At 50.3% G+C, this 24,472-nt stretch carries 19 protein-coding genes, 1 tRNA gene and 1 rRNA gene; 16 read left to right on the top strand and 5 right to left on the bottom strand.

The window, feature by feature from the left end; genetic code table 11:
• Positions 1-12: 12 nt before the first annotated feature.
• Positions 13-128: ribosomal RNA gene (rrf, locus tag CWI84_RS10720) — 5S ribosomal RNA — on the top strand.
• A gap of 529 nt (positions 129-657) precedes the next feature.
• Here rrf and CWI84_RS10715 read toward each other — a convergent pair.
• On the bottom strand, positions 658-4,152 hold the full coding sequence (locus tag CWI84_RS10715) for a translocation/assembly module TamB domain-containing protein (protein WP_126842583.1): 3,495 nt from the start codon (positions 4,150-4,152) through the stop codon (positions 658-660).
• Entirely contained in the window at positions 4,149-5,864 is a 1,716-nt protein-coding gene (locus CWI84_RS10710; RefSeq protein WP_241968781.1) for an autotransporter assembly complex protein TamA, read from the bottom strand. Before CWI84_RS10710 ends, CWI84_RS10715 begins: the two co-directional genes overlap by 4 nt.
• A gap of 152 nt (positions 5,865-6,016) precedes the next feature.
• Between CWI84_RS10710 and CWI84_RS10705 the strand changes: the two genes are divergently transcribed.
• From CWI84_RS10705 to CWI84_RS10675, 7 genes are all read left to right on the top strand, one after another.
• Positions 6,017-6,868 carry an HDOD domain-containing protein gene (locus tag CWI84_RS10705; protein WP_126842581.1) on the top strand — a complete coding sequence of 284 codons (852 nt, stop codon included), beginning with the start codon at positions 6,017-6,019 and terminating at the stop codon, positions 6,866-6,868.
• Between the two features lie 93 nt (positions 6,869-6,961).
• A tRNA-Trp gene (locus tag CWI84_RS10700) sits at positions 6,962-7,038 on the top strand.
• 88 nt (positions 7,039-7,126) lie between these two features.
• Positions 7,127-7,429, top strand: coding sequence for a hypothetical protein (locus CWI84_RS10695; RefSeq protein ID WP_126842580.1), 303 nt, complete (start codon positions 7,127-7,129; stop codon positions 7,427-7,429).
• Positions 7,422-7,871 carry a ribosomal protein S18-alanine N-acetyltransferase gene (gene rimI, locus CWI84_RS10690; protein ID WP_126842579.1) on the top strand — a complete coding sequence of 150 codons (450 nt, stop codon included), beginning with the start codon at positions 7,422-7,424 and terminating at the stop codon, positions 7,869-7,871. The genes CWI84_RS10695 and rimI overlap by 8 nt, the downstream gene beginning before the upstream one ends.
• Before the next feature lie 83 nt (positions 7,872-7,954).
• Positions 7,955-9,643, top strand: coding sequence for a methyl-accepting chemotaxis protein (locus tag CWI84_RS10685; RefSeq protein ID WP_126842578.1), 1,689 nt, complete (start codon positions 7,955-7,957; stop codon positions 9,641-9,643).
• Between the two features lie 51 nt (positions 9,644-9,694).
• Positions 9,695-11,272: a peptide chain release factor 3 gene (gene prfC, locus CWI84_RS10680; RefSeq protein WP_126842591.1), complete on the top strand. Its 1,578-nt coding sequence runs from the start codon at positions 9,695-9,697 to the stop codon at positions 11,270-11,272.
• Positions 11,272-12,048 (top strand): TatD family hydrolase, encoded by a 777-nt coding sequence (locus CWI84_RS10675; RefSeq protein ID WP_126842577.1) that lies wholly within the window; start codon positions 11,272-11,274, stop codon positions 12,046-12,048. The genes prfC and CWI84_RS10675 overlap by 1 nt, the downstream gene beginning before the upstream one ends.
• On the opposite strand, the gene CWI84_RS10670 is transcribed toward CWI84_RS10675, so the two are convergent.
• A complete protein-coding gene (locus tag CWI84_RS10670; RefSeq protein WP_126842576.1) occupies positions 12,012-12,641 on the bottom strand; it encodes an AhpA/YtjB family protein in 630 nt (209 codons plus the stop codon). The genes CWI84_RS10675 and CWI84_RS10670 overlap by 37 nt on opposite strands.
• A 20-nt stretch (positions 12,642-12,661) precedes the next feature.
• Here CWI84_RS10670 and serB point away from each other — a divergent pair, with 20 nt between their 5' ends.
• A complete protein-coding gene (gene serB, locus CWI84_RS10665) occupies positions 12,662-13,315 on the top strand; it encodes a phosphoserine phosphatase SerB (protein ID WP_241968780.1) in 654 nt (217 codons plus the stop codon).
• Here the strand turns inward: serB and CWI84_RS10660 are convergent.
• Positions 13,312-15,783: a PilZ domain-containing protein gene (locus tag CWI84_RS10660; RefSeq protein WP_126842575.1), complete on the bottom strand. Its 2,472-nt coding sequence runs from the start codon at positions 15,781-15,783 to the stop codon at positions 13,312-13,314. The genes serB and CWI84_RS10660 overlap by 4 nt on opposite strands.
• 81 nt (positions 15,784-15,864) lie before the next feature.
• On the opposite strand from CWI84_RS10660, the gene radA reads away from it, so the two are divergent.
• The 4 genes from radA to CWI84_RS10640 are packed head-to-tail and all read left to right on the top strand — an operon-like array spanning position 15,865 to position 19,752.
• Positions 15,865-17,229 (top strand): DNA repair protein RadA, encoded by a 1,365-nt coding sequence (gene radA, locus CWI84_RS10655; RefSeq protein WP_126842574.1) that lies wholly within the window; start codon positions 15,865-15,867, stop codon positions 17,227-17,229.
• The gene (locus CWI84_RS10650) at positions 17,219-17,992 is read left to right on the top strand and encodes an ABC transporter substrate-binding protein (RefSeq protein ID WP_126842573.1); all 774 of its coding nucleotides are present in this window, start codon (positions 17,219-17,221) and stop codon (positions 17,990-17,992) included. The genes radA and CWI84_RS10650 overlap by 11 nt, the downstream gene beginning before the upstream one ends.
• A gap of 16 nt (positions 17,993-18,008) precedes the next feature.
• The gene (locus CWI84_RS10645) at positions 18,009-18,998 is read left to right on the top strand and encodes a FecCD family ABC transporter permease (protein ID WP_126842572.1); all 990 of its coding nucleotides are present in this window, start codon (positions 18,009-18,011) and stop codon (positions 18,996-18,998) included.
• Complete coding sequence (locus tag CWI84_RS10640; RefSeq protein ID WP_126842571.1) at positions 18,991-19,752, top strand: ABC transporter ATP-binding protein; 762 nt, start codon at positions 18,991-18,993, stop codon at positions 19,750-19,752. The genes CWI84_RS10645 and CWI84_RS10640 overlap by 8 nt, the downstream gene beginning before the upstream one ends.
• Here CWI84_RS10640 and ettA read toward each other — a convergent pair.
• The gene (ettA, locus tag CWI84_RS10635) at positions 19,749-21,413 is read right to left on the bottom strand and encodes an energy-dependent translational throttle protein EttA (RefSeq protein WP_126842570.1); all 1,665 of its coding nucleotides are present in this window, start codon (positions 21,411-21,413) and stop codon (positions 19,749-19,751) included. The two genes, CWI84_RS10640 and ettA, sit on opposite strands and share 4 nt — an antisense overlap.
• 191 nt (positions 21,414-21,604) lie before the next feature.
• On the opposite strand from ettA, the gene glyA reads away from it, so the two are divergent.
• From glyA to ribD, 3 genes are read left to right on the top strand one after another with little or no spacing between them, the layout of a single operon-like run.
• A complete protein-coding gene (gene glyA, locus CWI84_RS10630; protein WP_126842569.1) occupies positions 21,605-22,861 on the top strand; it encodes a serine hydroxymethyltransferase in 1,257 nt (418 codons plus the stop codon).
• A gap of 21 nt (positions 22,862-22,882) precedes the next feature.
• A complete protein-coding gene (gene nrdR / locus CWI84_RS10625; RefSeq protein ID WP_126842568.1) occupies positions 22,883-23,332 on the top strand; it encodes a transcriptional regulator NrdR in 450 nt (149 codons plus the stop codon).
• Positions 23,325-24,464, top strand: coding sequence for a bifunctional diaminohydroxyphosphoribosylaminopyrimidine deaminase/5-amino-6-(5-phosphoribosylamino)uracil reductase RibD (ribD, locus tag CWI84_RS10620; protein WP_126842567.1), 1,140 nt, complete (start codon positions 23,325-23,327; stop codon positions 24,462-24,464). Before nrdR ends, ribD begins: the two co-directional genes overlap by 8 nt.
• Positions 24,465-24,472: the final 8 nt, after the last annotated feature.

The raw sequence follows: 24,472 nt of genomic DNA, 5'->3' as shown, positions 1-24,472 counted from the left end.
GAACAGTTTATGTCTGGCGGCCATAGCGGTGTGGCACCACCTGAATCCATTCCGAACTCAGTAGTGAAACGCACCAGCGCCGATGGTAGTGTGGGGTTTCCCCATGTGAGAGTAGGACACCGCCAGACTTCAAATAAATAATCCCTCGTGCGCAAGCACGGGGGATTTTTTATTTTATGGCCAGTGTCCTACGTAGCCTGCCGCTACCGCGGCAGGACATCGACATCACCTCCCGCTACCCCGATCTCTGATCTCCGAACATCGACAATCCCGGACATCGCAAACCCCCAAACATCGCAAACCCCCAAACATCGCGGAATTCCTGTTGCAATAGCAACAGGCTACGGCTGAACCGCGCAATTCCCGTGCGGTAGCCTGCCGCTACCGCGGCAGGACATCGACATCACCCGCCGCTTCCCGGTCTCTGATCCCCAAAAATCACGGAATCCCTGTTGCAATAGCAACAGGCTACGTCTGGATCGCGGAATTCCCGTGCGGTAGCCTGCCGTTATCACGGCAGGACATCGACATCACCCGCCGCCTTTCTCGATCTCTGATCCCCGAACACTGACAACCCTAAACATCGCGGAATCCCTGTTGCAATAGCAACAGGCTACCGCATAGCAACAGGCTACGGCATAGCAACAGGCTACGGCGTTAATTGGTTTCGAAACTATAGATGATGTCTCCGCCCTGTGATTGGGTGGAAGAGTGTGATTCTAAGAATAGATTATCGGTGAGTCGATAGCGTAAAAAGAAGGTATTAATCGGGGTCAGCAAACCGATGCCATACTTAACGTATAAGTCTGGCGATAGGTACTTACCGATATAAAACGATGTATCTTCGGTGCTATTACCCAAATTATCAATACCGAAGGTGTCTAGACCAAAGGCATCCTTAACGTTTTTACCAATCACATTGGTACCCTGAGTACCGAGCAAAATTGCCGCTTGCAATTGCAAAGCATCAGCGTTGGTTTCACCCGCGCCCGGAGCTCTGCCAAGCACTAAGTAAGAAAGAATATCTGAATCTGGCATCGACGGATCAGAGAAAAGGTTAAGGCTCGGGTTATTCAAGGTTCCCGCTACCTGTGCGCCAACTTTAACATATGCTGGGTCAGCTGCTGGATTAGTGAATCTACGCGTCACACGCAAATCTAGGCCAGGATTATCTATTGGTGTGCCAGTATAGATAAAACTCCCTTTCTCAACATTCAATTTTTGCCCGTAAATTTCATATTCACCCGTATTAACGTTGACACTACCCGTTGCTGTAGTAGGTTGTTTAGGTTGTTCATGGATCACTAAGCTACCATTGAGTTGGCCTTTAAATCCTAGCGCTTTGACTTGAACATCGTCACCGAGCACTACTTTTATATCGGCATAGAGGTCATGCTTGGTTTTTACCATTTTATCCCTTACAGGCTCACCATTTTTTACCACAACTACATCGCTAGACGCCGTTACAGTGTTGCTCATATCAGGTTTAGCTATACGTGCGCTAGGAACCCTCACGGTACCCGATAGTTCTGTACGTTCCGGCTGTAAACGGATATCGATGTCGGGGCTTAAGGTCAGCTTTAACTCAGGCGTATCAATAACAGTCGCACGTTCAGCCCGTAACGTAATTTGCCCCTTTCTTTGTATCGGGTTTATCCAACCTCTCGCGGCAAAGTTTCCGTCGTCTTTACTGTTACCAGCTCGGCCTTTGACTGTAACTTCAAACTGTTGCCGAGAAGTCTGGGCATCACTAACGGTTGCGGTTAAGTCGTTAATAAGTGTGCCGGTTTGAGGAATTAGAAGCTGTGAAGCAACAACATTGGCGTGACCGCTTAGTACTGGTTGTTGCAGTTTGCCATTGATAGTGATTTCAGCTTGCGCGTGCCCTTTAGCTTGCTCTACTTGGCTGATTAGTGCATTAACTAGGGCAAGATCGTCTAGAGTCACATCGATTTTGCCCTTTATTGGACTGTCAGCGCGAAAGTCTTCCAGTGTCACAGACGCCGTTGCTGACCCTGCAAAACTCTGGGGCTGCAACATAAAGTCCAGCAAGATGGGTTTATCAGGCTGTTGCTGTGCAGTTAGACGCAATTGCTTAAAGGTGATCGGTTCGGGTATCCGGTTTGAGCGAATCGCAAATGACTGACCACTGAGTTCGGCGTCGAGCGTACTGAAACGTTGCTGGTTAATGTCATATAAGCCCTCGGCAACGGCTTTAAATCCACCCTCTAAATTGGTGCCGAGTGGCAGTTGCAGCCACGGCTCCAGCCACACTACAGGCAAATATTCAATATTACTGGCAAAACTCACGCTTTGACCTTGATGTTCGCCTTGAATGCAGGTGAGCTGTTGGTTCGATTGAGCTTTGAGGCAAAGTTCACCAAGCTTTTGCTGTGTCGGTGAAACGCGCAACGGCGTCGGTTGTAGCTGTTGCCACTGGTCATAGTTATCGATGTTGAGCGCCAACTGGTTAATTGTGCCTTGCCACTGCTGATCTTGATAGCTGCCGTCTACACGGGTTTCAAGATGATTCTTGGTGGAAGCTATGCTGAGCTCTAGGTGGTGTTCCGATAGGGTGCCAGCGAGCCGCGTGCTAACGTCACCGAGTGAGGTTTGATTGAGCTTTAACTCATTGATGGTGACGTGCGTGTTTACGCGAGGGTCTTGCAATGAACCCGAAACCTGACCGCTTGCCTTAAGTTTGCCGGCGACATCCACAGCGGCAATAGGCAGCATTGATAAGTCTGCAATCATCAAATCCCAGTCGATACTGTTTGTAAGGTTACCCGATGCCGAAGCCGTGAGGTGGGGGAAGTCGGCGTTAAATTGTTCTATTTGTAGGGACTTATTATGCCAACTGATATCAGCAACAAGGTTTCCGTTATAGTCTTTCAGTTGGTGCTCAATATGGGCGCTTTCAGGCAGCAATGTCAGTGATGAGTGCATTTTGCCGAATTGTTGTTCAGCGATTTGTAGCTGTTGCTGCAATTCAACTTGCAAATGTTGCCGCGTACCAACCACGCTAAGATCGCCGGTAGTGCTTTGAATCGTCGGTTGTTGCGGTAACTGCAGGTTAAGTTGCTGCCATTTTGCGTTTAAGGCAACGTGTGGGTGTTGCGGTTGCTGCCAATTCAGTTCGCCGCTGACAGCTAATTGACCGTTCGCTAAACCCTCGCTGAGAGTTATCTCGGCCTGATGTATTTTTGCTTGATGCTGCTTTAATGCTACGGATATTTTGCCAGTCAGTGCCATTTGTTGTTGTTGATGGTTCAAAATCACGTCCGGTTGCAGCGTAATAGCCTCCAAGTCACCGTCAAATTGCATCGTGCCTTGCAGTTGTGGAAGATCATCTGGTAGGTCAGCTAACCACTGTTGAGGCTTCAGTGGCTGTGCTATGCGTATCTTGCCAGAGAAGTGTAAGTCGGTTAATAGCTGCTGTAATTGTGCGGTTACTGCAACGGATTGCGGCTGGCTGACGTTAACTTGGGCATCACTGGTCTGACTGTTGCCACGTAATTCCACGGTGGCGCGGTAGTGTTGCGCCGCCTCATAATCGGCGCTGAGCCTTAGCTGATGCGATAACGTCGGTGTTAACGATAGGCTTGCGTCGCCAGCAACCGTTAATGCGCCAACGTGCAAACGTGTAATCTGCGTTGTCACTTTGTGCCTTTGCCAGCTCAGGGCTAACTCAGCCGCAAACGGCTGATCGATCTCGGCACGGTGTAACTCTCCGTCACTAACGCGTAGTTTAGTAATCTGAATGGGTAACGGCGCAGCAATATCGAGTGTAACAGGTTTGCTTTCTGCTGTTGTAGCCGCGGTCGAGCTAGCGAGGCTGAGGTTAGGGCTATCAATGTACACGTGGTGGACATCCAATTCACCATCAAACAGCGACCAAGGGGACCATTGCACTTCTACCCGAGTGGCTGATAGTTGGTTAGCGCCAGTATTGATTTGAACGTCGTGGGCAACGATAGTAGACCACCATTGCCCTTCAATGCGCGCAATAGTGACTGGTGCTCGGGTAATATGTAAGACTGTCTGAGCCGCCCAGTTTAAACCGAAACCGGTACTGATGATTGCGGTCAACAACAGCGGCACACCGAAAATTAGACAGAGAAAGGCCGTTGCTAGGGTTTTGTATGGCCTCATAAGTCTGGCCCCAAGGTGAAGTGTAGGCGCCAAGGCTTATCTGGTTCATCAATCGCTTGAGCAAAATCTAAACGAATCGAACCAATCGGTGAAATCCAACGAAAGCCAAAACCAATAGACTGTTTCAGTGGCTGGTTAGGCTCTAACATCACATTCCCTATATCGGTAAATACGGCAACTCGCCATTGCTCTGCAAAACGGTAGTCAAATTCTACGCTGCCGGCAACCAAGTAACGGCCACCAATAACCGCTCCGTCAGCGTTACGCGGTCCCAACTGTTCGTAGCCGTAGCCGCGTACACTGTTGTCACCACCGGTAAAAAACCTTAGCGACGGTGGTAAAACACTAAAATCGTCGACCTTAGTCGCCCCGAGTGCTAAACGACTGATTACACGCCAACGATCGGTGAAAGGAAGAATGGATTTGGCTGACGCCGTTGCGGACACAAAAGTGGTGTCAGAGAGTACGCTATCACTGCCGCCTTTTAAGCCGAGTTCGATGCGGTAGCCCTCATTAACATTGAGTCTATCTCTTGCGCTAATATAGTTCCAGTGGGTGCGCGGCACTAAAAACTGGCTATTGCCTTCCTCAAAATCACCAATACTAAAGTTTTCTTGCATCAGGTCTAAGGCGTATGTGCGCTGCCAGCCACCCAAACGACGAATATCAGATACGCCAACAAGATATTTTTTACTGTGCTGCTCTTCGTTACGTTTATTCGATACCTCGCCTCGCAACCTGTAACTGTCTGTCCGAGGCGAACGGCCAGGAATGATATAGGTAAAGCTGCCGGTGCTCTGGACTTGCGACAAGCGCAACGCGGCTTGGTAATGGTGACCGCTGTCATTAACCCAGCGCCGGTCTTGCGCGAAAGTGAGCCTCGCTCCAGTGTCAGTTCCGTAACCCAAACCTACTCGATAGTGACTTTTAGCATTGGGCGTCGTATCTACATCAATAGGCACTTCAGTAGAACCTGACTCAGGCCATAGAGGTTTAATGATAACACTCTCGAAATATTGGCTATCAACTAACGCCATTTGTAAGTCGAGCACTTTTTCAGCGTAGTATGGGTCGCCGGGTGCAAAAGTGACATAGCGTTGTAAAAACGCATCAGTCAACTCAGCAGCAGAAAAGCTGACGGGGCCGAAGTGATAACGGGGACCCGAATCGAAAACCACAGTAATATTGGCACGGTTGGAAGCAATATCGACCCGCACTTGATGTTCGGTAAACTCGGCTTGATGATAACCATGTTCACTGGCTAGCTGATTAAGTTTTGACTTTGCACTTTCATACCGTTGGTGGTTAAAAACCTCACCGGTTTGCGGACGGTGAGTAGCCGCCCAGGCTTGGAAAGCAGGGTCATTTTCGGCTTCGCCTTTAATCACCCAAGAAACATCACCAATGCGTACGGGTTCGTTTAACGTAATGTTGTAGAGCGCCAGCCAGGGGGTAGTTTGAGTTTTCAATTCACTATTAACTTGGACGTGATAATAGCCGAAAGGCTCAAGCGCTTGACGAATATCTTTTGCTGCCTGGCGGTGCAAGTAGCGAATGCGATAGGCGCTCAACGAGTCTTGGTTGTCGTTATTGGCTAACCGTTTTATTTCCAGCAGGCTCTCAACATTTTCTTTTAATTTGCCGTCGACACCACGTATTTCGACGTTAAGTTGTTGGGCGAAGGCCAGTTGAAGTGGTAATGTGATTAACAAAACGGCTAATCCGTAGTTAAATCTTTGGCGTAAACGCAATTTACTACACCACATTATCGTCTCAAGCCTTGCTGAATTTGGAAGATTGAGTAAGGATAGTGGCACAGCGAAGAATCTGCTGCAAATAACGTTTTAGAGGAATATCGAACGCTATGGCTATCGTCATCACGGCAAAAGAAAAGCAACTGTTACAATCGGTGACTATCCCCCCGCGCCCACAGACCCTGCTTACAGTGAGCGCTGAGGCGAAGAATGCTGAGCCAGATGTGAGCGTCGTTGCTGAAGCCATTGCCGCCGATTTGGGGATTTCTGCGGCGGTGCTACAAGTGGTGAATTCAGCGGCTTACCGTCGCGCCAACGAAATTGAATCTATTCAACAAGCCGTGATGACGCTGGGTTTGAAGCGGATTTTTCCGCTAGTGCGCGCGGTGGCGTTAAAATCGACCTTAGCGGGTGCAAAATCACTGGATGACTTTTGGGATTACAACGAACGGGTTGCAGGGGCTTGTGTGATTGTCGCAGAGGCGCTCGGCAAAGCTGCTTTGAAAGATCACGCCTATATGCTGGGATTGTTCCAGAGTTCGGGGGTGCCGGTAATGCTGGCTGAGTTTGACGGTTACGCGGATATTATTGCCGATGCCAATGAGCAACCCTGGTTTGATCTTATTGAGCGCGAACGTGAGCAATATGATACCGCCAACACCACTGTCGGAGCGTTGCTTGCGCAACAGTGGAAGTTGCCAAAAGTATTGGTGCAGGTGATTTATTATTTATTCGAGGATAGCTCTATCTACTATTCGAATGAGCTGTCGCGGCTAGGCTTAGATTTATTATCTATCGTCAAAGTTGCACGCTACGCGGTCGATATGAAGCTGCGCCCAGACGCCGGAGAACAAGAGTGGACAGCGGTGCAAGAAGGGGTGATGGAACACTTTCAATTGGATGAGTTTCAATTAGAAGAATTAACGGACACGGTGGCTGAAGAGGTTTTTGATTTAGCGTAGTGTCGCGAGCGCTGAAAAATTCAGCAGTTGAACCAGAAAATCAATAAATCACTTGCCAGCAAATGAGTGCTCGGTATAATCGCTGCTCAGCTTAGGGGCGTAGTTCCAATTGGTAGAACAGCGGTCTCCAAAACCGACGGTTGGGGGTTCGAATCCCTCCGCCCCTGCCAAGCTGAAATCCCCTCTAAAGTAGTTCTACGCTAGCATTCTCCGTAAGCTCGGTTAAACTGGGAATATTACTCGGCGAAAATGAATCATATGAACTGGACGCGCAATCAACAGCAAGCCTTGAACGGCTTAGGCATTCCTCGCTGGAGTCCACGACAGGCAATGCCCGATCGCTATTATTACCGGCTTGGGAACACGTTGATTGTTGGTGACTGTGTACTGCCAGTGGCGATGCCACAATGGTTAGCCGATCTGTGTTGGGCGCTAGCCCAGCGCCCGGTAGCGGTGTCCAGTGCCAGCCAAGAGCCATTGTTAGATTTCAGTGACTGGCTTGATAAAGCGCCGCCGGCAGACCTCAAGCAGCAATGGTGGCAACGGCTTCAGCATGGCTAATGCAGCTATTGATATCGAACCCTTTACGCCTAATCCTCAAACCTTTGAAATAGAGCAACAGGCACATGGCGTGCCGTGGTCGTCGGCGATGTTTTTATCCTGCCAGGGAAGTCACTACCGTAATCGCGCGGCCAAAGTCGATGGTAAAGTTGTGGGTTATACCATCTGCCAGCATGTTGCGGATGAGATCTCATTGCTTAATATTGCGGTTCATCCGAGTTTTCAACGTCAGGGGGTTGCCTCAGCGTTGTTGACCGATGTGTTAGCTGAAGTCCCGGTGCAGGCGGCGAGCGTGTGGTTGGAAGTGCGAGCGAGTAATGTTCCAGCAATTGCGTTGTATCAGCGAATGGGCTTTCAGCAGGTTGGCGTTCGCACCGGCTATTATCAGCGTGGTGATACAAAAGAGGATGCGTTAATTTACCAATTTACCACTAAAGTCTAATCGCTATTTACGCAATTCACCGTACCCTCTGCTACGCTTTTCCTCATAGCGATATCATCGCTGATAAACGTAAAGAGAGCCTCATGAGATTAAATATTCGATTCCGCGTTCTGATTCTTGCCTTGGTACCGCCAATCTTACTCGCCGTGTTTCTGACCAGCTATAACCTTTACCAGTCGGGTGAAGTTGGCGAGCAAGCCGTTTCGCGCTTTACTGATGAGTTAAATAGCGGCAGCAGAACCGAGTTGAAAAACTATTTAGCCTTAGCGTTTTCCTCCATTGAACACCTTGTTGCACAGAGTAATCCCGCCAACCGAGCGGAGATGCAGCAGCGGGCTAAACAAATACTACGAAACTTACGCTTCAGTGATGGCGATGATGCCGGATATATCTTTGTTTATGATCGCGATGGGGTAAATATTGCCCACGGAGTTAATCCCGCTTTGGAGGGTAAAAATCTGTATGATTTCCAGGATCCCTCAGGCGTTTACCTGATCCGAGAACTGATTAAGCAGGCTGAATCGGGCGGCGGATATGTTGCCTACCAATGGAAAGACGTGAAAGGTCAGGTAAAGCCTAAATTAGGTTATGCACGGTTGCTGGATAAATGGGGCTGGGTGATTGGTACTGGCTTTTGGGTCGACGGCCTCAAGCAGCAAAGTGCAAATATCGCCGCTAAAGTAGATAACAGTTTGGAAAATGCTGCTATCAACGCCGTTATTGCTTCAATTTTTGCACTGTTAATCATTGCCTTTTTAGCACTGGTTGTAGTGCGCAGTATTACCCGCCCGCTGGCAAATGCGTTAACGGCAATGAAAGGCATTGCTGAGGGCGATGGTGATCTCACGCAACGGTTAGATGACAGCAGCAACGATGAAATGGGCGACTTAGCAACGGCGTTTAATGCCTTCGCTGACCAAGTCGCGGAAATGGTACGCCATATTCGCCAATCCTCGTCAAATATGACGCAATCAGCGCGCAGTTTGCGGCAATTGATGAGTGATACAAGTGACCGAGCCGGGCATCAACAACAAGAGAGCGAGCAAGTTGCAACAGCGGTCAATGAGTTGGCGACTGCCTCGCATGAGGTGTCTCGCAGTGCCGCCGAAGCATCGCAGGCGGCGGAACAAGCGGAATCACTGGTCGCTACCGCGCAGCAGGTGTTACAACGGGCAGTGGACGTGATTAATGGTTTGGCGGGGCGCGTTGACGAGGGTAGCCACGTGGTTGAAACACTTGCTAACGAGTCACAACAAATTGGTAGCGTGTTAGACGTTATCCGCAATATTGCTGACCAAACGAATCTATTAGCGCTGAATGCGGCGATTGAATCAGCGCGTGCGGGCGAAGCGGGTCGCGGCTTTTCTGTGGTAGCGGATGAGGTTCGAACGCTCGCCAGTCGCACGCAACAAAGTACTCATGAGATTGAGGAAATGATCGAACGAGTACAGGCCGGTACACGTTCGGTGACGGAGGTGATGAATGCCATTAAAGAGGGCAGTGAAACCAGTGTCAGTGAGGCAAACGGTGTCGAAGAAGCGCTCCGCTCGGTATTGGATTCGGTGAACACCATTAACTCGCAAAATGCGCAGATTGCGAGCGCGGCAGAAGAACAGAGTAGCGTTTCTGAAACCATCAACGAAAACATGACCGCAATCGTGGAGGTGACCGATCAAACCGTAGCGGCGACTAAGCAGGCGCGATCTTATACCGATGAACTGAGCGATGCGGTGGAAAAATTGGAGCAACGGGTTCGACGGTATCGCGTGTAGCGGTTATCGCGTATAATGGCGCCAATTTTGTATCAGCAACACATTGGCGCCATGAGCTTAAGCAAAGAAATCGATAAACGTCGCACATTCGCAATCATCTCGCACCCGGATGCGGGTAAAACCACGATCACTGAAAAGGTCTTGTTGCATGGCCGACAAATCCAAAAGGCGGGTACGGTAAAAGGTAAAAAATCTGGCCAGCACGCCAAATCTGACTGGATGGAAATGGAGCAAGAGCGGGGCATCTCGGTAACGACCTCAGTGATGCAGTTTCCTTACCGGGAATCGCTGGTGAATCTACTCGATACCCCAGGCCACGAAGATTTTTCTGAAGATACTTATCGTACGCTAACGGCTGTAGATTCCTGTTTGATGGTCATTGATGGCGCCAAAGGTGTCGAAGACCGCACCATCAAACTGATGGAAGTCACACGCTTGCGCGATACGCCAATCATCACTTTTATGAACAAACTTGACCGTGACATCCGTGACCCGTTGGAGTTATTGGATGAGGTTGAAGATGTCCTGAAAATCATGTGTGCGCCGATTACCTGGCCAATTGGCAGTGGTAAAAACTTTAAAGGGGTTTACCACTTATTGCGCGATGAAACGATTCTCTACAAAACCGGTCAGGGTCATAAAATCCAAGACATTGATGTGATAAAGGGCATTGATAACCCGGAGCTTGACCAACGTCTTGGCGTTTGGGCCGAAGAGTTACGGGAACAGATCGAACTGGTGAACGGTGCCTCTAACCCGTTTGACGAAGAAATGTTTTTAGCCGGTGAATTAACGCCGGTGTTTTTTGGTACCGCACTGGGTAACTTTGGTGTCGACCATATGCTAGATGGTTTGGTGGAGTGGGCGCCTGCTCCGCAGCCGCGGGAGACTGATAGCGGTGATGCTGTGGCTGCCGCCAGTGAAAGCTTTTCTGGGTTTGTATTTAAAATACAGGCGAATATGGATCCGCGCCACCGAGACCGCGTAGCGTTCTTGCGTATTGTCTCGGGTAAATATGAAAAAGGCATGAAAATGAAGCAGGTGCGCACTGGCAAAGATGTGCGTATTAGCGACGCACTGACCTTCCTGGCGGGCGACCGCTCGCATGTCGAGGAGGCGTTCCCAGGCGACATTATTGGCTTGCACAACCATGGCACGATTCAGATTGGTGATACCTTCACTAGTGGTGAAGACTTTAAATTCAGCGGTATTCCTAATTTTGCGCCAGAGCTATTCCGGCGCATTCGCTTAAAGGATCCGTTGAAGCAAAAGCAATTACTGAAAGGTTTGGTACAGCTATCAGAAGAAGGGGCGGTACAAGTATTCCGACCACTTATTAGCAATGATTTAATCGTTGGCGCGGTTGGGGTACTCCAGTTCGACGTGGTAGTGCACCGCCTGAAAACTGAATACAAAGTGGATGCGATGTACGAAAATATTAACGTCGCTACGGCACGATGGGTGTCTGGTAATGAGCGCAAGTTGGATGAGTTCCGGCGTAAAGCGGAAGCGAATCTGGCCTTGGATGGCGGCGATAACCTAACCTATATTGCGCCGACCATGGTGAATCTAAGCCTTGCCGAAGAGCGCTACCCCGATATCGTCTTTAGTCATACTCGCGAGCATTAATGGCCATTATCGACACCCACAGTCATTTGTTTTTTGCGTCCTTTGATGACGATAGAGACCAGGTGATTAGCGCCGCTCAGGCGCAGGGTGTCGAGCAAATATGGATGGCGGGGGTTGCTCGAGAAAGTTGGCAAACTCAAGCTTCGTTGGCGGCAAACGACTCGCGTTTGCGCAACGCCTATGGGTTACACCCCTATTTTATCGAGCAACACCAGCAAAGTGATGTTGATGCGTTGGCGCAATGGTTAGCTGACCACGATGCTATTGCTGTTGGAGAAATTGGCTTAGATGCGACCTGTGCGCATTTTGATAAACAGCGAAGCCTGTTTATTGAACAGTTAAAGCTTGCGAAGAAATTGCAGCTCCCCGTGATTCTTCACCACCGCAAAACCCTCGACGAAATGATTCCGTTACTCAAACAATATGGTCCTGAGCAAGGCGGTATCATCCACGCGTTTAGTGGCAGCGCGCAACAACTTCAGCACTATACAGCGTTAAATTATTTAATCGGGGTTGGCGGGGTGATTACCTATTCACGAGCACAGAAAACGCGAGCCGCAATTGCTAATGCGAGTTTAGATTGTTTGCTGTTAGAGACTGATTCGCCGGATATGCCGATAGCGGGTTATCAAGGGCAACGTAACGAGCCAAAGCGTATTAAGCAAGTACTTGATGCATTAGTTGAATTACGCCCCGAAGCAGCCGCTGAGGTTGAACAACAGCTATTCCAAACAAGCCATCAATTTTTGTTGCGCGCCAAGGCTCGCAACCAGTAACGGTCGCGGATTCGGTTAAAGCTGGCCATAAAAAATACCCCAGCAAGCATTGCCAGCAGTAGCAACACACGGCCCTGTTGCATCAGACTTTCATGCGCTAGATCGCTTTGCTGCAATAATACATGGCGGTTAAACACCAACTCTAGATATCCGCTGACTTGGCCATCATTGACAATTTCTTGGCTTAGCACCAGTGCCTGAGGTGCATCGTTTGGCCAGTCAATGATTGAACTCGGGGTGCCGGCAAAAGCCAGACGTTGGCCAAACTGGTCGCGCACTGTGGCATTTATAATGCCGCGTTGCTGAATCAGCTGTTGGCACAACTCATCCAACGCCTCGGTATTTTGCTGGCGCAGCCAGATACCCGCTTCGTGTTGTGCTTGAATGGCAACCATGTCGGCAAGTTGTCGAGAATGATCGACAAACCGTTGCTGAGATTGCACACTAGCTACATTCCAGACACTGATGATAATGATCAGCAATGCGGCTGCCACACTTAACCGTAATAGGCGTTTCCATAGCGCTCTGGCATGGCGCAGAAACCGCTCATTAAGCTGGATAACACCCTGATTGTAGATTTTTGGTAGCCACATGGAAACGAGGAGCCCTACAGGTGAAATTGTCAGAAGCTGGTTTAGCTGTCTTTGATATGGATTCTACTCTACTACAGATTGAGTGTATTGACGAGATTGCTGAACTGCTGGGAATAAAGGCGGAAATAGCCCAATTAACCGAACGGGCGATGCAAGGTGAACTCGACTTCGAGCAAAGTCTACGTGCGCGGGTAAAGCTATTAGCGGGTGCCGAGGTGGCTCGGTTTGAGCAGATATTTCAGCCGATACCGTTAATGCCTGGCGCGCAAGAGCTGATTCAATGGTTACAGCAGTTAGGTTGGAAAACGGCCGTGGTTTCCGGTGGTTTTACCTGGTTTGCTGAACGCTTAAAAGACTTTCTCGGCCTTGATTATGCGCTGGCTAACAGCTTGGCGGTTGAACACGGGCGTTTAACGGGAGAATTGGCTGGCGCGGTGGTTGATGATAAGGCGAAAGCCGATAGCTTGGCGCGCTTGCAACGGCAGTGGCAAATTGCTCCACAGCAAACACTGGCCGTGGGTGACGGTGCGAATGACAAGCTGCTATTGCAGCAAGCCGCTGTTGGCATTGCTTTTAATGCAAAAGCCACACTGCGAGAAGTTGCTACGCACAGCATCGATGGCGACAGTTTAACGCTGGTAAAAAACTGCCTAAGCCGCCATTACGGCGACTAGGCCAAGACGTGACTCCAAGCCTGTGCCGCTTCGCGACGTTGGGCAGTATTGTAACCATAAATAGCGAGCAGACTGTCGGTAATATCACAACCGTCACTAATAGCCGCAACGGCGGAAAGGGTTTCTCTGATTCGATCGGCTCGGTGGGCAGCATACTGGGTCAAATAGGTCAGTTCTGCTCGTAGCTCTTTAGCCTCAACTTTTGCTTTGGGGCTGAACACCCAGTGAATGATTCGACAAGCGCCGCTGAGCATTCCTTTATCGATCAGATAACCGAGTTTGGCATGTTCACTACTGCGCAAGTATTCAGTGGTCAGTAACCACTCACCATTATGCTCGGTGCAATGCACAAATAGCAGTAGTTCGGTAACCGCCTTATCGTCACAAACATGGTTCAATAGAGGTTCCAGCGGGTCGCTCAGCGCATTCGCTCGCAGCAGCGGCTGCAGGTTAAGGTAGCCATCGTTGGATCCCGGTAGTTTTTGCAGAAAATTAAACCAAGGGGTTTTCACCGGGCTTTTACCCACCAGTGGCAACGTCCAGCGCCGTCCTTTATTAGTGAAAAATAGCGGCAGTGAACTGGGCGCGGTCAGATAGAGCTGCCGCAGACAGACCTCGAGACCACTGCTAAGGCTCTCACTTTGGTTGTTGGTTAAGCGATCTTTATAATGATGAATAAAGCGTTTAAAAAACTTCGCCCCAGGATGTTGCGCCTGATTGGGGAATACTCGTAAATGCAATTCAGACTGATCGGCACTGACACCCACAACCTCATACTGCAGAGCGGTCACGGCTTTAACATGATGTCGTTGCGATAGTTGATAACAATCGATGGTGACATTCTCGCCTTTAGTTAATGGTAGCGGCTGCTCTAACGCTAAGCGCATCCCTCGCGCAGAAATATCCACTGTGAGGGCTTCTGTTGCAGCAATCTCATTACTGCTGATGCGGCATCGGGTTTGGAAGGCGAACCGATGCTCTTGGCGAATATCGGTGTAGGACAACATGATCGGCGCGGTGGCGGGAAATCCCGAGCGCTTATGGGCAAAAAGCTTCACTTTTTCGAGTGACTCTGGGGCGTTATCGGTATCTGCCAGTTGCTCAAAACTGTCGCTGATATTAGTTATAACCACCATGCCGTTCACTTGTGCCACTTTGCCTAGGGTGGTGGCACTCGGCGCCAAGCGCCGACTGGCAATATCGACCTGCTCGGGAATGCTGTCTCTAAACAATGCTTTATTCCCGTCTACTGGAGAGTAGGCGAGGTGGTAAACACGCCACGACGGCTTTTGCTGGCCAACCCAAAGAAAACTCTCTAAGGCATCTAGTTTAATGAGTTCGTCGGGTGTTGCTGAATAAAAGTAGCGCTTACCTCTTGCGATCAATGAGAAACAGTAAAGCGTCAATTGTCCATGTTCAACCAGTTCCCGCACTCGGTGAGGACGCCAAATGCCGTTTATCATGAAGCGGTTGGTGTCGTCTCTCCAATCATCGACGATGGCTTGGTTCGCCGCAGTGGCTAACGCATACATTGCTTGGCATTGGCTATGGCGAACGTTCAAAAATAACGGCAAACGCTTTAGCCGCGGTAAGAAACTAAGTGTTAGCCCTTGGTGTAAAAGGGTTTTCTCAGTATTATCGACATTAATCTTATAACGCCGTTTATAACCGTTAATAAAGCCCGTTAAAAACTGGTCCATCTCTGGAAGATGCTCGTCTTCACTACGTCGTAGACGCCAGTAGACGTTACCATCGACTTCTTCAACACCGACAACGATGTAGGTGATTGGTCTTGCCTCGTTAAAGGCAAACTCCCGAATCAACCCGGTTAGCTCAACAATGACACTGTCTTCGACATTAATCGGACAAGCTTCCTTCAACTTGACCCGAATCCCAGAGAGTGAAATGTCGGTGGTCACCGCGGCAATGGCTTTCTGCTTCTGCGTCGCTAGGGTGACATCAACCGAAAAATTCATTCGCTCTTCATGCCGGTGGCGCTCTACGCCTAGGTTGAAAGACTCTACCAAATAGCTATCGATGTCTGCCTCGGCATTAGGGTAGGCTGCAACAAAGTCCTGATTGGCGTCTTGCAGTGCTTGTCGTTCTTCTTGCTCTTCTTGGTAACGCTGGCGCAGGGGATTATCGGGTTTGAAAATTTGTTCAAAGGTATCTTGAGTGAAGATCCCGTTGTAAGTGTTTAAGCCACGTTCAAAAATGATTTTTGACACCGGATCGAGGTAATGCGTCCGACCATTATGCTCCACCGCTTTGCACTCGTTGGTTGTTTTGCTGCGCATATCGACCGTGCGATTACAAGGCGCCGCCAAACGTTGTAATTCGAGCTTGAGTTGCAGCCGCACAGCGCCCTCTTCACCGGTGGTTAGCTGGTTGAAGATAGCGTCAAAGTCTGGATCGTTTACAATGGGTTTTAATTGTTCGACCAGTTGTTGATAATGTGTAGTAGACATACGTTCCGCTGTTTGTGCCGCAATGGCCCATCCATAGTGTGGCAAACTTAACCTAGCTAGTGTAAAACGAGAATTCCTTTCATGGCAAAAACAAAAACCGCTTTTGTCTGCAGTGACTGCGGCGCAGACTTTCCACGTTGGCTCGGTCAGTGCAGTGAATGCAAGGCATGGAACACCATTACCGAGGTCAGACTGGGTGCTCGAGAGTCTTCCCATCGCGCCGCGCGAGAAGGGTTTGCGGGGGCTACACGGGCACAAGTACAAACCTTAAATGACGTTGACTTAGCCGAAGTACCACGTTTTAGTTCAGGCTTTAAAGAGTTTGACCGTGTACTTGGTGGCGGCGTGGTCCCAGGGTCGGCAATTTTAATCGGTGGTTCACCCGGCGCGGGCAAAAGTACCTTGCTGCTCCAGACACTCTGCCAGCTCGCGCAGCATATGCCCGCTTTATACGTGACCGGTGAGGAGTCGCTACAGCAAGTAGCGATGCGCGCCCAGCGTTTGCAGTTACCGATGGATAAACTGCGGATGTTATCGGAAACCTCGGTCGAAACGATTTGTCGCTTGGCTGATGAAGAAAGGCCACGAATTATGGTAATTGACTCAATTCAAGTCATGCACCTAGATGATGTTCAGTCGGCACCGGGCAGTGTCTCGCAAGTGCGGGAGACTGCAGCGTATCTGACTCGTTACGCCAAGCAACGCGGGGTTGCCATCATTATGGTGGGACACGTAACCAAAGAGGGCAGCTTAGCAGGACCTAAAGTGCTTGAACACTGCATTGACTGCTCGGTGATGTTAGATGGCTCCACCGACTCCCGTTATCGCACCCTAAGGGGCACAAAGAACCGTTTCGGTGCCGTTAATGAACTGGGCGTTTTTGCGATGACGGGGAGCGGTTTAAAAGAGGTGTCTAATCCCTCCGCAATCTTTTTGCAGCGTGGCGAGGAGCAAGGTAACGGCTCGGTGGTGATGGTGGTGTGGGAAGGCACGCGTCCTTTGCTAGTAGAAATTCAAGCCTTGGTGGATTATTCCGCGTTGGCTAATCCGCGACGTGTGGCAGTGGGTTTAGAAGCCACTCGGCTAGCATTGTTGCTGGCTGTGTTGCATCGTCACGGTGGCCTGCAAATCTCCGATCAAGATGTGTTTGTTAACGTGGTGGGCGGCGTTAAAGTCGCTGAAACGTCTGCCGATTTGGCATTACTATTGGCAATTGTCTCGAGCTTTAAAAATGCGCCATTGCCGCGCGAGTTAATCGTGTTCGGCGAAGTCGGGCTGGCGGGAGAAATTCGGCCGGTGCCAAATGGCTTAGAACGTTTAAATGAGGCCGCGAAACACGGTTTTACGCGCGCCATTGTTCCGCACGCCAATCGTCCGAAGAAAGCGCCTGAAGGAATGACCGTGATCGCGGTGAAGAATTTACAAGAGGCGCTTGATGCGCTCTAGCAGCCTGTTACTGGGCTTGCTGGTCATTTTGTATAGCGTTAACAGCGCTGCTGCAGAACGCATTGTGTCGCTAAATGCCTGTTATGACCAACTATTATACCAATGGGTACCCGACAAATTGGTCGGTGTGACGCGCTGGAGTGATACCTCGGTTGCGCCTCAGGTCAGTCGTCATCGCGGTGATGTGGAGAGTATTGTCGCGCTGAATCCCGACAAAGTCATTGCCAATCAGTTTACCCAACCGCAACTGCTGCAGGCGTTGCAACCTTTCACCGAGGTTGTGGTGGTGGAGCAACCGCAGCGTTGGCGCGATTATGCCGACTTCTTACAGGCTCTAGGCCAAGCTAGTGGTGCAGAGCGGCAAGCCAGCAAACAACTGCAGCAAAGTCAACGCTTACTCGAGCGTCTGCGCCAATTGCCAGCAAAATCGGTACTCAGTGTCATGGCGAACCAATACAGCTGGGGCAGAGAGACGTGGTTTGACAGCGTGATGACGGCGCTGGGTTGGAAAAATTTGGCGGCGGAAAAAGGCACCGGGCTGGTAAGTTTAAGGTTAGAGCAAGTGCTGCAGCTAGCGCCGGATATTGTACTTTGGGAAGGGACTACATCGCCCGCTTTTGCGTTAGCGAACCAATGGCTTTACCATCCTGTGATGCAGCGTTGGCGCGAGCAACAACATTGGCGAGCCGTGTCGAGCGAAATTGCCTCATGTCCAGCGGTGCGCTGGCCTGAGTATATTCGCGCAATCACCCAAAGCGACTGACTAGCGTGGGAAAACCATGATAACGATGAAGAAATTACTGGCGTTACTGATGTTGCTGGTGGTTGTAACGAGCTTGTTACACTTAAGTATAGGCGGCAGTTCATTGTCGCTGTGGCAGCTCATTTGGCAACCAAATCAGGTAAATGATACGGGATGGATGATATTTACCGAGATTCGCTTGCCGCGACTGATGTTAGCGCTGACTAACGGTTGCGCACTAGGGCTGGCTGGCGCAGCGATTCAGCTTCTGTTGCGTAATCCATTGGCGGAACCGGGATTGTTGGGCGTTTCTGGTGGAGCCGCGGTAGTAACGATAGCCGCGTTATATTTTGGCTGGTTGCCCGCCTGGCATCTGGGCTTGCCGGGGTTGGCATTTATTGGTGCCGCGACAACAATTAGCGGGGTACTATTGTTAGCCGGAAAAAGTATCCAACCATTACGCATCATTTTAGCCGGTATCGCGGTATCAACCTTCAGTGGCGCACTGATGGCGCTGTTACTTTATTTGGCACCGAATCCATTCGCCTTCCAGGAATGGTCGCAATGGTTATTGGGAAGTTTGAGTAACCGAGGTTGGCCACAATGGTATTTGGTATTGCCATGCGTTGTTATCGGCACGATTATTTTGCTGTTTTGTCAGCAATTTTTACAAGCGCTTACGCTCTCTGAGCGTACTGTCTCGGTGTTAGGTTTTTCGGTGCCTAAGTATCGTGCGTCGGTATTGATCGCGGTGGCATTGTTAACTGCTGGCAGTGTTGTCAGCGTCGGTATTATTAGCTTTATTGGCTTATTTGCTCCTCATGTGGCGCGCTTACTAGGCTTTCAACAGCCGCGCCAGATTCTGTGGTTGAGCGCTCCCATTGCGGCATTAATGTTGGTGCTGATGGATTGTCTAGTGCGCACATTAAGTACCGCTCGCGAACTCCCTATCGGCGTGGCCGTTGCCCTCATAGGAGGACCGTTACTGGTGGTCTTGCTATACCGGCGAGGACGGGTTGATGCTTAAACTACAGCATTTACACCTTCGTAGCGGCGCAATACAGCGTCTCGATAAGATTGCGCTTAATCTCGCTGGCGCTCAGTTGGTGGGAATCATTGGCCCCAATGGCGCGGGTAAAAGCTCGTTGCTTGATGTGATTGCCGGAGTGCAAGTTCCAGATGGCGGTGAGGTCAGTTGGGACGGCAAGGTTATATCCCAATTCTCGGCAAAACAACGCGCGGATTATCTCAGCTATTTACCGCAACAGGATTATCCAGCCTGGGATATCAGCGTAACCGAGCTTATTGCGATTGGTCTAGGTCGCATGCAAGGGCAACGCTCACAACGCCAGCAGTGGATAGCAGCTATCGCAAAGCGCTTACAGATCAGTGAGTTATTAAACCGCCAAGTGTCGACGCTTTCTGGCGGTGAATTGCGCCGGGTGATGTTGGCGCGCACGTTCGTGAAGCGCAGTCCACTGGTACTCTGTGATGAACCGACAGCAGCGCTGGATATTTCCCATCAATTGCAAGTGTGCGAGGACTTGCGTGGACAAGCGCGTGCCGGGGCACTGGTATTGGTGGCATTGCATGATTTGAGTTTGGCCGCGCGATATTGCGATAGCTTGGTGGTGATGGAGCAGGGCAAGGTTGTGGCGCAGGGGGAGCCAAATCAGGTGCTTTCAGCGCCGTTGTTGCAACGCGTCTTCGCGATTGAGGCGGAATGGTTCTGTAATGCAAAAGGGGTGGGCTGGTTGCCCACCCTTGCCAATACTGATTAGCCGATGGGCTTATAACGAATGCGATGAGGTTCCATGGCGTTCTCGCCATACTGACTCTTCATATAGCTTTCGTATTCGGTGTAGTTACCTTCAAAGAACTCTACCTGCCCCTCATCACGGTAATCGAGGATATGCGTCGCGATACGATCCAAGAACCAACGGTCGTGCGAGATAACCATCGCAGAGCCTGGGAATTCTAGAATAGCTTCTTCCAAAGCACGCAAGGTTTCAACGTCCAAATCGTTGGTCGGCTCATCCAGCAGCAAGAAGTTACCGCCAGCTTTCAGCAGTTTAGCTAGGTGGACGCGGTTACGCTCACCACCAGAAAGCTCGCCGATACGTTTTTGCTGGTCGGTTCCTTTAAAGTTAAAGCGACCCACATAGGCGCGGCCAGCGACTTCAAAGTTGCCGATCCGAAGGATATCGTTGCCGTCAGTGATTTCTTCAAATACCGTTTTGCTATCGTCCATGTTGCCACGGAACTGATCAACACTTGCCAGCTCTACTGTCTCACCAAGAGAAATTGTGCCGCTATCAGCTTGCTCTTGACCAGAAATCATTCGGAATAGGGTAGATTTACCTGCACCGTTTGGTCCAATGATACCGACAATCGCGCCTTTCGGAACTGAGAAGCTAAGGTCATCGATCAATACCCGGCCATCATAGGCTTTACTGATATGGTCGACTTCCAGCACTTTATCACCCAAACGCGGACCTGGCGGAATAAACAGCTCGTTGGTTTCGTTGCGTTTTTGGTAGTCACTGCTTTGCAATTCTTCAAACCGAGCCAAACGTGCCTTACTCTTCGCCTGACGACCTTTCGGATTAGTCCGTACCCATTCCAATTCTTGTTTGATAGAACGCTGACGCGCTTTCTCTTGTCGCTCTTCTTGCGCCAAGCGTTTCTCTTTTTGTTCCAACCAAGAAGAGTAATTGCCTTCCCATGGAATACCGTATCCACGGTCAAGCTCGAGGATCCAGCCGGCAACGTTATCGAGGAAGTAACGGTCGTGGGTAATGGCGACCACAGTACCGTTGTAATCGTGTAAGAACCGCTCTAACCAAGCAACCGATTCGGCATCCAAGTGGTTGGTGGGTTCGTCCAATAGCAACATGTCGGGTTTGGAGAGTAACAGCCGGCAAATCGCAACGCGGCGCCGCTCACCACCAGACAATTTATCAATTTTGGCATCCCACGCAGGCAAACGGAGGGCATCGGCGGCACGCTCAAGAATGTTGTCGATATTGTGTCCATCTTTCGCTTGCAGGAGGGCTTCGAGTTCTCCCTGCTCTTTTGATAAGGCATCAAAGTCGGCATTTTCATCGGCGTAAGCGGCATAAATTTCATCGAGCCGTTGCAATGCTTGTTTGACATCAGCAACCGCTTCTTCAACTGTTTCTTTCACGGTTTTTGCTTCGTCAAGTTGCGGTTCCTGTGGCAAGTAACCAATCTGGATGCCAGCTAGCGGCCGCGCTTCGCCTTCGTATTCTTTGTCAACGCCGGCCATGATGCGCAGCAACGTTGATTTACCCGCACCATTGAGGCCCAAGACACCAATTTTTGCGCCAGGGAAAAATGATAGGGAGATATCTTTCAAGATAGTCTTCTTTGGTGGCACAACTTTGCTCACCTGAGACATCGAGTAAATATATTGCGCCATAGCGACAATGATCCTTTCTTTCGATAGAGTGAATGCGCTCGTTTTTGTACGAGTCAACAACAATTGCCGATAGTGTAATAGGAAAGCGGCCTTGATGGTAGGCAGAAGCGCCATTTTCGGGTTAAAATAGTGGCGTTAAACTAACTGTTTTTAAGCACCCCGATGATGACGGGGCAGGACGAGGATAGCTGATGTTAAAGCGTGACATGACAATCGCCGATTTTGATAAAGACTTGTGGCAAGCGATGACGCAAGAAACCGAGCGTCAAGAGCAACACATTGAGTTGATTGCTTCGGAAAACTATACCAGCCCACGAGTCCTTGAGGCGCAGGGTTCGCAACTGACCAACAAGTATGCGGAAGGTTATCCTCATAAGCGTTATTACGGTGGCTGTGAATATGTCGACGTGGTTGAAGATTTAGCCATTGAACGAGCGAAGGAACTGTTTGGTGCGAAGTATGCGAATGTGCAACCGCACTCAGGTTCGCAAGCCAATGCTGCGGCATTTATGGCATTGCTCGAAGCGGGCGATACTGTCCTAGGAATGAGCTTGGCGCATGGCGGTCACCTGACTCACGGTTCGCATGTGAACTTCTCGGGTAAACTCTACAACGCCGTGCAATACGGTTTGGACGATGCGACGGGTGAAATTGACTACGCCGAGGTGGCTGAGTTAACAAAGGAACATAAACCCAAAGTCATTATCGCCGGATTTTCTGCCTACTCAGGCATTATTGATTGGCAACGTTTCCGCGACATCGCCGATGAAGTAGGCGCTTACTTATTAGTGGATATGGCGCACGTGGCAGGTCTTGTTGCTGCGGGAATCTACCCAAATCCAGTGCCTTTCGCTGACGTGGTAACAACCACCACACATAAAACCTTAGCAGGACCGCGCAGCGGACTGATTTTGTCGGGCAAAGACGACGAAGCATTGCATAAAAAATTAAACAGCGCGGTCTTCCCAGGTAACCAAGGTGGCCCGCTAATGCACGTGATCGCGGCAAAAGCAGTGGCCTTTAAAGAAGCCTTACAGCCAGAATTTAAAGCCTATCAGCAGCAAGTGCTAGACAATGCCAACGCTATGGTTAAGGTGATGCAGCAACGCGGTTACAAAATCGTCTCTAACGGCACCCAAAACCATTTATTCTTGGTTGACTTAATCGACAAGGATATCACTGGTAAAGACGCTGATGCGGCGCTTGGTGAAGCGTTTATCACGGTTAATAAGAACTCGGTGCCAAACGACCCACGTTCACCGTTCGTGACTTCTGGCCTGCGTTTGGGTACGCCAGCTATCACTCGGCGTGGTTTCAAACAAGCAGAAGCCGAACAAGTCGGTCATTGGATCTGCGATGTGTTAGATAACATCGAAGACAAAGCAGTGATCGAGAAAGTCCGTGAGCAAGTAAAAGCCTTGTGTAAACGCTTTCCGGTTTACGGCTAATCATTCACTAGGATAACAGCCATGCATTGCCCATTTTGTGGTGTACAAGATACTAAAGTGATCGATTCTCGGTTAGTAGCCGATGGTGCGTCAGTGCGCCGTCGGCGCGAGTGCAATCATTGCAAAGAACGCTTCACCACGTTTGAAACGGCCGAGTTAATGATGCCGCGTGTGATCAAGTCTGATGGTACGCGGGAACCATTCAACGAGGACAAATTACGAAGTGGGCTTTTGCGGGCGCTAGAAAAGCGACCAGTTAGTCTAGAAGTGATGGAACAAGCCATCAATAAAATCAAATCCAGCATCCGCGCGACGGGTGAACGGGAAGTCACCAGTCATGCGATTGGCCATTTTGTAATGGACAACTTGAAGCAAATCGACAAGGTCGCTTATGTGCGATTTGCTTCGGTCTATCGTTCGTTTGAAGATGTCCGTGAATTTGGCGAAGAAATCGCCCGCTTGAATGACTGAACTGAACCACGCCCAGCTGCAACGCGACACGCTATGGATGCATCAGGCTCTGGTGCTGGCGCGAAAAGGCTTACTAACCACCGCTCCCAATCCGGCAGTGGGTTGCCTATTGGTAAAAGACGAGCAGTGTATTGCTGAAGGCTGGCATCAACGCGCTGGGGAACCTCACGCAGAAGTGCATGCTTTGGCGGCGGCCGGTGACCGGGCTCGCGGCGCCACTGCTTACGTGACACTTGAACCATGTAGCCACCACGGGCGTACTCCTCCGTGCGCGGAAGCGCTAATTAGCGCGGGTATTGCGCGCGTGGTTGTGGCGATGGAGGATCCGAATCCACAAGTCGCTGGCTCTGGTATCACGCGGTTAAGGGAAGCAGGTATTGCGGTCACTGTAGGGGTTTTAAGCAGTGCAGCAGAACGCCTGAATCGTGGTTTTTGTGCGCGAATGCGCCGCAATCGTCCGTGGTTAACGGTTAAGCTAGCAGCCTCACTGGATGCCCGGGTAGCTCTTGAAAATGGCGAAAGCCAATGGATTACCGCCGCCGCTGCGCGCCGCGATGTGCAATATTTTCGAGCGCAAGCGGACGCCATTTTAACGGGCGCTGAAACAGTGCTCAGAGATAACCCAAGGCTCAATGTCAGAGCAGAGCAATGGCCACTTTCAAGGCCACAACCCGAGTTGCTCCGACAACCGATAAAAGTGGTCATCGATAGTCAGCGACGAGTGCCCAGTGACGCGCAAATATTTGCCGGTCAAAGCCCAGTATGGCTGGCGCAGACGGTTGCTGAGCGTAGCGACTTAGGCAAGCAGGCTGAAGTCATTGTTTGTCAAGCGCATGATGGTCGTGTGGATTTGCACGATTTGCTGGCACAGCTCGCAAAACGGGGCATTAACCAAATTTGGACGGAATGTGGGCCGCAACTCGCGGGCGCGTTACTTGCCGCTAAGCTTGTTGATGAGCTGATAATTTATCAGGCGGCCGCGGTCATCGGCGATCATGGTCAGCCACTGTTACGCTTGCCGAAACTCGGCGACCTTGCCAAACAACAACGTTTTGAGGTTGTCGACCAGCGCGCCGTCGGCGACGACTGGCGGACTATTTACCGTCCGCGTTATGACGCTGCAGATGTATAAGGATTACT

Origin of the sequence: Idiomarina tyrosinivorans (assembly GCF_003987475.1) — a bacterium.
GTDB lineage: Bacteria > Pseudomonadota > Gammaproteobacteria > Enterobacterales > Alteromonadaceae > Idiomarina > Idiomarina tyrosinivorans.
The sequence above is the reverse complement of the archived record's forward strand: the minus strand, read 5'-3'. Positions and strand labels throughout refer to the sequence as shown.

What these genes read in the sequence shown, in the direction of transcription:
- CWI84_RS10675 (WP_126842577.1), top strand. Translation starts at nt 11,272, where the DNA reads ATGGCCATTATCGACACCCACAGTCATTTGTTTTTTGCGTCCTTTGAT.
- nrdR (WP_126842568.1), top strand. Translation starts at nt 22,883, where the DNA reads ATGCATTGCCCATTTTGTGGTGTACAAGATACTAAAGTGATCGATTCT.
- CWI84_RS10705 (WP_126842581.1), top strand. Translation starts at nt 6,017, where the DNA reads ATGGCTATCGTCATCACGGCAAAAGAAAAGCAACTGTTACAATCGGTG.
- CWI84_RS10670 (WP_126842576.1), bottom strand. Translation starts at nt 12,641, where the DNA reads ATGTGGCTACCAAAAATCTACAATCAGGGTGTTATCCAGCTTAATGAG.
- prfC (WP_126842591.1), top strand. Translation starts at nt 9,695, where the DNA reads ATGAGCTTAAGCAAAGAAATCGATAAACGTCGCACATTCGCAATCATC.
- CWI84_RS10685 (WP_126842578.1), top strand. Translation starts at nt 7,955, where the DNA reads ATGAGATTAAATATTCGATTCCGCGTTCTGATTCTTGCCTTGGTACCG.
- ribD (WP_126842567.1), top strand. Translation starts at nt 23,325, where the DNA reads ATGACTGAACTGAACCACGCCCAGCTGCAACGCGACACGCTATGGATG.
- CWI84_RS10660 (WP_126842575.1), bottom strand. Translation starts at nt 15,783, where the DNA reads ATGTCTACTACACATTATCAACAACTGGTCGAACAATTAAAACCCATT.
- rimI (WP_126842579.1), top strand. Translation starts at nt 7,422, where the DNA reads ATGGCTAATGCAGCTATTGATATCGAACCCTTTACGCCTAATCCTCAA.
- CWI84_RS10645 (WP_126842572.1), top strand. Translation starts at nt 18,009, where the DNA reads ATGATAACGATGAAGAAATTACTGGCGTTACTGATGTTGCTGGTGGTT.
- glyA (WP_126842569.1), top strand. Translation starts at nt 21,605, where the DNA reads ATGTTAAAGCGTGACATGACAATCGCCGATTTTGATAAAGACTTGTGG.
- ettA (WP_126842570.1), bottom strand. Translation starts at nt 21,413, where the DNA reads ATGGCGCAATATATTTACTCGATGTCTCAGGTGAGCAAAGTTGTGCCA.
- CWI84_RS10695 (WP_126842580.1), top strand. Translation starts at nt 7,127, where the DNA reads ATGAACTGGACGCGCAATCAACAGCAAGCCTTGAACGGCTTAGGCATT.
- CWI84_RS10650 (WP_126842573.1), top strand. Translation starts at nt 17,219, where the DNA reads ATGCGCTCTAGCAGCCTGTTACTGGGCTTGCTGGTCATTTTGTATAGC.
- radA (WP_126842574.1), top strand. Translation starts at nt 15,865, where the DNA reads ATGGCAAAAACAAAAACCGCTTTTGTCTGCAGTGACTGCGGCGCAGAC.
- CWI84_RS10640 (WP_126842571.1), top strand. Translation starts at nt 18,991, where the DNA reads ATGCTTAAACTACAGCATTTACACCTTCGTAGCGGCGCAATACAGCGT.
- CWI84_RS10715 (WP_126842583.1), bottom strand. Translation starts at nt 4,152, where the DNA reads ATGAGGCCATACAAAACCCTAGCAACGGCCTTTCTCTGTCTAATTTTC.